Annotated in this window: 7 protein-coding genes; 1 reads left to right on the forward strand and 6 read right to left on the reverse strand. The window is 26.7% G+C overall.

The window, feature by feature from the left end; all coding sequences use genetic code 11:
* Positions 1-216: 216 nt before the first annotated feature.
* Positions 217-1725, reverse strand: a complete 1509-nt coding sequence (locus Q5F54_RS07900) for a hypothetical protein (RefSeq protein WP_242873394.1) — start codon at positions 1723-1725, stop codon at positions 217-219.
* 905 nt (positions 1726-2630) lie between these two features.
* Here Q5F54_RS07900 and Q5F54_RS07905 point away from each other — a divergent pair.
* The gene (locus tag Q5F54_RS07905; RefSeq protein WP_071120069.1) at positions 2631-3536 is read left to right on the forward strand and encodes a P63C domain-containing protein; all 906 of its coding nucleotides are present in this window, start codon (positions 2631-2633) and stop codon (positions 3534-3536) included.
* A gap of 792 nt (positions 3537-4328) precedes the next feature.
* On the opposite strand, the gene Q5F54_RS07910 is transcribed toward Q5F54_RS07905, so the two are convergent.
* From Q5F54_RS07910 to Q5F54_RS07930, 5 genes are all read right to left on the reverse strand, one after another.
* Entirely contained in the window at positions 4329-4961 is a 633-nt protein-coding gene (locus Q5F54_RS07910; protein WP_302334195.1) for a DNA-3-methyladenine glycosylase, read from the reverse strand.
* A gap of 252 nt (positions 4962-5213) precedes the next feature.
* Positions 5214-6344, reverse strand: a complete 1131-nt coding sequence (locus tag Q5F54_RS07915; protein ID WP_331562557.1) for a sodium ion-translocating decarboxylase subunit beta — start codon at positions 6342-6344, stop codon at positions 5214-5216.
* A 25-nt stretch (positions 6345-6369) separates the two neighbouring features.
* Positions 6370-6732 carry a biotin/lipoyl-containing protein gene (locus Q5F54_RS07920; RefSeq protein ID WP_302334196.1) on the reverse strand — a complete coding sequence of 121 codons (363 nt, stop codon included), beginning with the start codon at positions 6730-6732 and terminating at the stop codon, positions 6370-6372.
* 72 nt (positions 6733-6804) lie between these two features.
* On the reverse strand, positions 6805-7116 hold the full coding sequence (locus Q5F54_RS07925; protein ID WP_288526610.1) for an OadG family protein: 312 nt from the start codon (positions 7114-7116) through the stop codon (positions 6805-6807).
* A gap of 15 nt (positions 7117-7131) precedes the next feature.
* A partial coding sequence (locus tag Q5F54_RS07930; protein ID WP_302334197.1) for a pyruvate carboxylase subunit B occupies positions 7132-8213 on the reverse strand: 1082 nt, incomplete at its 5' end.

An 8213-nucleotide genomic window follows, 5' to 3' on the forward strand; every position in this document is an offset into this window, starting at 1 on the left:
AAGAAAATAGCCATTTAATATAAGTAAAAATGGCTATTTTGTCTACAATCTGAAATACTCATATCTAATGGATATGAGTATTGGTGGATTTTAATGGTGGATACGATTCACTAAAATCATACCCACTATTATATTATAGGTTATGCTAGTAATAAATATAAACTATAGTATAGTTCCTAATAAACTTCAGTAAATTAGACCATTTTTATATTTTTATTATTCACTTATTAATATATCAATCCAATTTGTTCCTTTTACACTTCTATCATAATCTACTAAAATAACTTCCAAATTATCCTCGTTAAAAATTTTCAGCTTATTTGCGATACTTTCTTTAAAATCACCAATATCTGTTCCATTATTTATATCAACTACAACAACTTTTTTATTATCTATGTCAATTAAAGTTCTTAGTATACCATTAATATGTTCATCATCTGGATTAAATCCAAAACCAATAATGCATATTTTATCTGAATCTTTAAAGTCATCATACATTTTTACATACTGTTTAGACATCTCTATCGAAGTCATTGGCTTTGTTCCACTTTGTGTAAAAATTAGAGGAACAAGAAAATGTTCTTCTTTAACTGATAACTCCTCTTTGCTACCTATTCTATTAAGATACGGATCGTACCACATACCTGTTGACCCATTTAAGTAGCATATATCTCTTTTTATCACGTCATGAATGAACACATTATAATTTGTTGTCGCAATTGTTGTCGTCTCTAATTTTTTCATGTCAATTGCTTTAATTAAATCATGATAATATCCATCTGATTTTATATTATCAGTATCACCAAGCTGCTCAACTATGTATTTTCTCACTGATAGTAAAAATATATTAATTTTACAAAACTTTGCCCATTCATCTTTAGGACAATATAAGTAATGCCAATTAGAGTCAATTAATGATTTATAATCTAAAACAGATGCATATATGGACTCAATTACATTTCTAGCAAAATTTAAAATTAAATCTGAGTCTGATTTTAAATCAATTTTTTTATTATCCATAACATACTCTAATCCAGATAGGCCAGTAGATTGTGAGTTAAGTTGAATAATATCTCCTATATCATCCAGTAAGTCTATTGCATCATCTTTATCTTTAAATATCCCATCATTTATTTTTCTAGTTAAATTTTCACTTAATGCTCCTATTTGCAATTGAAATATTGCTAAAATAATTTTTCTTATTTCACTTTTTGTATTACTATCAAATATATCTGGCTTTTTATATAATTTTAATAAAGAAGAGAAATAATTACTTTCAAATATTTTATTACCCTCATTAAAATATTCAATAAATGATATTTCTTGTTTCATATTACAATTTTTTAATTTAGTACCTAATATTTCTTCTACTATTTGAGAATATGTCTTACTATAACTCTCCTTTAATTTAACTTCTTCATATTTAGCTATAGAGTCAAAATCGTTCATTTTAGCTATTATTTTGCCTCTATTATGCTCAATAGTATCTTTTATTATTGTTTCAAAAACAGTTTTCCCAAAAGAAGTTACACTCTTGGTTTTATAATCATCTGGTAACCAATTAGCTGCATAGTACGTAGATCCATCTATATGTTCTCTTTGTTCTTTAAACAATGCCTTTATTTCAGTCGTATCTTGTCTAAATATTTCTAATGCAAACTTCCCCCCTGAAGGTAAACCATAACCCATTTCAGCTCCTGCTCCAAATAAAAATCCTATATTCAAAATTATCCTCCTTATATAAATATATATTATCTTAATCTAATTATATCACTTTATAAAAGTATTTATATATTAATATCTATTTTTGTTTTATATTGTAACATCACTTACTATCTATTATCGTAAAAGAATTATTTACTTAAAATTGATCAATTTAAGTTATTGTACAATATATAAACTTTTCATTAAATAAATTTTTATATAATATAAATTGCAAGATGAATAATAAAGTTTCATAATATTAAATCTAACACAAACAATAAAAACCATATTGATTATTTTATCAATATGGTTTTAGTGGATTTCAATTGTGGAGACGATTCTCAAGAATCATATCCACAATTAAATTTTTTATATTATATCAATAAATAATTTTAACCTAATTTTATATTATATATTAATACTAATTGACCTATTTAAATACAGTTATTAATTTTTTTAATATGATATAATAATTTTATGATAAAAGATTTTAATATTTATGAAATATTTCCAACAGAAGATTCTTACAAAACTTTTTTATATAATCTTAAATTTAAAAATTTATTAATATGTCCTTATTGTTATTCTAATAAAATAAGTACTTATAAAAATCTATTTCATTGCAATATTTGTAATAACAAGTCCTCTATTACAACAAATACAATTATGCATAAAACAAGATTAGATTATAGAAAATGGTTACTTGCTCTTTATTTGTTTCTATTTAAAGAAAATATTAGCTATAGATATTTATCTAGTATTCTTAATGTTAATAAAAATACAGCGTATAATATGATAAAAAAATTAAATTATTTATATATAAATTTCAAAATAGAAATAATGAGTCTTATTACATCTAATTCATCTAATGAAGAAATATTAAGTAATATTTTACTTATCAAAATAAAATAAAGGATGGTGTTAACTTGGAATTAAATGAAAATAATATATTAAAAGCAACACATTTTGGTATTATAAAAATAGGTGAAAAAGAACTGAATTGTGCAGTATTAGAAAATGGTTCAAGAATAATAAATAAAAGTACTGTGTTTAAAGCTTTTGGACGTACAAAGCGTGGTAGAAAAAAAGATGAGATACGAGTTCCATCTAAACCTAATCTACCAAGTTTTATTGATGCCAAAAATCTATCTGAATATATTACAAATGAATTAGAAGATATGCTTATAAATACAATAAAATATAAGACTAAAAATGGAAGAATTGTAGAAGGTTATCCAGCTGAAATAATTCCTCTTATATGTGATGTATATTTACAAGCAAGAATTGATAATAAATTGACTTCTCAGCAACAAGGTTTAGCTATAGCAAGTGAAATTTTAGTAAGAAGTTTATCTAAAATAGGTATTGTAGCATTAGTTGATGAAGCTACAGGATATCAATATGATAGAGATCGTGATGAACTTCAAAAAATATTATCTATGTATATTTCTAAAGAGTTATTACCTTGGACTAAAAGATTCCCTGATGAATTTTATAAACAAATGTTTAGATTAAAAAATTGGACCTACCCTAGACCAAATGCAAAAAGACCAGGTATTGTAGGTACATATACAAATAAGTATGTTTATGATTTACTACCTCCTGGAGTAAAAGAAGAACTTCAAAAAGTCAATCCAACTATAAAACCCGGTCAAAGAAAACATAAGCATCACCAGTTTTTGACAGAGGATATAGGTAATGATCACCTAAAAAATCATTTATTAAAAGTAATAACCTTGATGCAAGCATCAAAAGATTGGAAAGACTTTAATATACTTTTCAATAGAGCGTTCAATATTCCGGAACAACTTGAAATTGATTACGATGAATAAGCTGTATATCTTAATTATAACTATACTTAAATTTTAAGTATAGTTATAATTAAATAAGGGATAATATTTTATATACTATTGTATCTTATTTAAAATCTATATTATCTATTCCTGATATGACAATATAAAACTTTCATTTTTATTTACTATTCCTATTTTCTGTTCTTGAGTTAACTCATCTATTATTAAAGTTATTCTAAAATTTGATTCAAATTACTTAAATAATTCTTTTTCAAACCTTCTATTAACTGCTCTTTCCTTTATATCTATATATATTTTTTGCATCCATATTTATTAACTTCTAACTCTATTTGTTCAAATTCTTGATTTACTTCTTCAAACTTATGATATGATTCTATCTTATTATTTTCTATGTATTTTTCTATTTCACATAAAACATCTCTTTCTTTACTTAAACTTTTAAGACTTTGTAAGTATATAGCCCGTAATTTCTTAAAATGTTCTTCAAACTCATCTAATGTAATAAGCTTACAATATGTAATTTCATCTACATTGAAAGATTGTATGTATCTTTCTGCATCTTCCCAAGTTTTTTATCTGTTTCTTATCCTAATAATCCTTTTACTGTTAAATAACTTCCTTTATCATCATTTACCACAAAGTAAAATATGTCTCTTTTTTATCAAATCTCTTTGTAAATCCTTCTACATTATTCTCCATACTTAGCCTTCTAATTTAAATTTTCCCAATATATATCAATTATAAATGTATATTTTTATAATCATACTATATATCAGTTTACAAGTTCTGTAACATATAAAGTCTTTTTATTTATTTTACAGACACATATTTATTACCTTTTATATAATATCTCCACAAATAATCTTTAGCTTCCTCAGCATAATCTATATTTATCCTTTTAGATTCCACTACTTCAAAATCATTATCAGCAAATACTTTTTCTCCATTTTCATCTATGTAAAAATCACTTATATAAAGATCACTATCTAATATATACTGACTATTAAAACTTCTATCTATTTCTAGTGCCATACAAAGCTTTCCAGGACCATTTGTTATATTCTTCTTTTGGTAGTTAGTTAATTCATCATAATCTTTTTTATATCTATTAAATGCTATTTTATCAAATCCTATTATAGGTTCTACTGCCCTTATTAACACACATTCTGGTACATTTTCAACATTGGCTGATATATTTAAACAATGATACATCCCGTATATTAAGTATACATATATATGACCACCTTCTAAGTATAGTGGCTTTGTTCTGTCAGTTTTTTTATCATTATATACATGCGCTGCTTTATCTTTTATTCCCATATACCCTTCTGTTTCAACTATTTTAGTTACAACTTGATAATTATCATATTTTCTTATTAAAAACTTTCCAAGTATATTTTTAGCTACATAAAGTCCATCATTTTTTAAAAAATTCTTATCCAAATTATCACCTCTTTATAAGAATGCTATATGAACTATTATATCCTAAAACTATAGTTTATAAAAATTCACTTCGCTTTATAAATATTTTGATAATATCCATTGCTTAAACTACTTTGTGGCAAATCATTTCAAAATATCTTTTTTCGCTTCTAAAATTATTGATACCTATTCTATTCATAGGTTCTCTACAAAATTTTATATCATTTTCCTTATACATAAAAAAAGCCATCCTAATTGGATAGCTTTTATCTTCTACATAAAGAATTTTAAAAGTATTCCTGCAACTACTGCAGAACCTATAACTCCAGAAACATTAGGTCCCATTGCATGCATAAGTAAGAAATTTGATGGATTTTCTTCTTGCCCAACCTTTTGAACAACTCTCGCTGCCATAGGAACTGCCGAAACCCCAGCTGCACCTATCATTGGATTAACTTTACCACCAGTTGCCTTACACATAATTTTTCCAAATAGTACTCCTGATGCTGTACCTACAGAGAACGCTACAAGTCCCATAGCTGTAACTCCTAAAGTTTGAAGTGTTAAAAAAGTCTCTGCATTAGCAGTAGCACCTACTGTAAGACCTAAAAATATTGTTACTATATACATTAATGAATTTTGTGCTGTTTCAACTAGCTTCGGAACTACTCCACTTTCTTTTAATAGGTTACCGAACATTAGCATTCCTATAAGTGGGGCTGCTGTAGGTAAAAGTCCTATAACTATTATCATAGCAACTATAGGAAATACTATTTTTTCAGTTTTTGAAACTGGTCTTAATTGTTCCATTTTTATAGCTCTTTCTTCTTTAGTTGTTAATGCTCTTATTATTGGTGGTTGTATAACTGGAACTAAAGCCATATATGAATATGCTGCAAGTGCTATAGTTCCTAGCATATGTGGTGCTAATTTTGATGTAAGTTGTATTGCTGTTGGTCCATCAGCTCCACCTATTATACCTATTGAAGCTGCTTCAAGCCCATTAAATCCAAGAAGTATTGCTCCTAAAAATGCAAAGAATATACCAAATTGAGCTGCTGCCCCAAGTAGCATTGTTTTAGGGTTTGCAATCATTGGTCCAAAGTCTGTACTTGCCCCTATACATAAGAAAATTACTGGTGGAAAAATACCTAAGTTAACCCCTTGATATAAATAATATAAAAGTCCACCTAGTTCTCCATCAGTTGGAGCTTTCATTAAATCTGCTCCTGGCATATTTGCAAGTAACATACCAACTGAAATTGGTATTAATAAGTATGGTTCGTATCCTTTTTTTATAGCTAAGTATAAAAATACACAAGCTATTAATATCATTATTATACTTTTAATGCCCATATTAGCAAAACCTGATTCTAATATGAAACTATTTATCATCTCTCCCATAGTAAAATCCCCCTTTACCTATAGACTAAGCCATTTTAAGTAATATCTCACCTGGATTTACATTTTGACCTTTATCTACAGATATAGCTTTTACTGCTCCATCATGTGGTGCTACTATTTCATTTTCCATCTTCATAGCTTCAAGTATAGCTAATACTTGACCTTTTTTAACGTTATCTCCCTCTTTTACTAATATATTTGTTATTGTTCCAGGCATTGGAGCAGTTATAGACTCTCCACTACTTACTGGTTGTGCTTTTTTAACTTCTTGTTGTGGCTCTTCTTTTGGTGTAGATGTAGCTGCTACATTTTGACCTTCTTTTACTTCTTCTATTTCTACTTCATATACTTTTCCATTTAATTTTATATGATATGTTTTAGAACTCATTTTAAAATCCCCCTATATTTTAATTTTTAAGATATCTATTATCTTAGTTTTTATTTATATATTTTAAATTCACTATGATATTCTTGTTATTCTTTTTATATGAAGATTAGGATTTGGTATACCATCTCCTGCCATTATAGATGCTGCTAATGCTACTACTATTTTTTCTTCTTCATCAATTTCAAAATTATCTTCTACTGAATTGTTATTAACAAAATCTCTACATGTGTTGTTAGCATTAGGTTTTTTTATATTATTTTCATTTTTAAAGATATGTTTAAATAAGCTAAGTATTCCTGAAATTACTAATAATATTAAAAACACCATTGCCATACTTGATATTGTTACATATAAAGCTTGCATTAAATTTAAATTTTCACCCATATTATCACCTATTTTCTACATAGTTACATTTATAAATTTAATCTTATTATCTTCTTCTACAGGCTTTTTATTATATTTATTTTCTAAAAACTTAGGAGCAACTTGTGGAAATAGTGCAACAGCTAATACATCTTCATCAGTTTTAGCTAAGTCCCCTGCTTCTTTTTTCATTTTTTCAAATTCAGGCTCTATTAAATCTGCAGGTCTTACAGTTATTACCTCTTCATCTCCTATTATTTTTTTTCTAAATTCATCACTTATAGGAGCTGGTGATTTACCGTAGTTACCTCTTACATAGTCTTTTATTTCTTTTGGAACTAATTTATATCTTTCACCTGTTAACACATTAAATAAAGCTTGAGTCCCAACCATTTGACTCATTGGTGTAACAAGTGGAGGATATCCTAAGTCTTTTCTAACTCTTGGAACTTCTTTTAAAACATCTTCATATTTATCTTCTGCATTTTGCTGTTTTAATTGTGATAAAAGATTAGATAGCATACCTCCTGGTACTTGGTATTTTAAGGTTTGTGGTTCTGTTAATAGTACTTTTGGATTTAATATTTTATCAGACATATATTTATCTCTTATTGGTTTGAAATATTCTGCGACTTGTAGTAATTTTTCCATATCAAGACCTGGATTTCTTTCCATTTCAGAAAATGTTAAAGAAAGTGATTCTGTTGGAGGTTGACTTGTTCCACCACTAAATGGTGATATTGCTGTATCTATTATATCAACACCTGCTTCAACAGCCTTCATATATATCATATCTGCAATTCCACCTGTACAGTGAGTATGAAGATCTATAGGAATGTCTGTCATTTCTTTTATACGTTTTACTAAATCATAAGCTTTATATGGAGTTAAAACTCCTGCCATATCTTTTATACATATAGAGTCTGCACCCATAGATTCCATAGTTTTTATTAATTCTAAGTAATACTCTGGTGTATGTATTGGACTTGTAGTATATGATATTGCACATTGGCAGTGACCATTGTATTTTTTTATAGATTTAATTGAAGCTTCTAAATTTCTAACATCATTTAATGCATCAAATACTCTTATTATATCGATACCATTTTTTATAGATA

The organism is uncultured Romboutsia sp. (assembly GCF_958366745.1).
In the GTDB taxonomy this organism is placed as follows: domain Bacteria; phylum Bacillota; class Clostridia; order Peptostreptococcales; family Peptostreptococcaceae; genus Romboutsia; species Romboutsia timonensis.

Coding starts and splice junctions, on each gene's coding strand:
- Q5F54_RS07920 (WP_302334196.1), bottom strand. CDS start 6,732: ATGAGTTCTAAAACATATCATATAAAATTAAATGGAAAAGTATATGAA.
- Q5F54_RS07925 (WP_288526610.1), bottom strand. CDS start 7,116: ATGGGTGAAAATTTAAATTTAATGCAAGCTTTATATGTAACAATATCA.
- Q5F54_RS07915 (WP_331562557.1), bottom strand. CDS start 6,344: ATGGGAGAGATGATAAATAGTTTCATATTAGAATCAGGTTTTGCTAAT.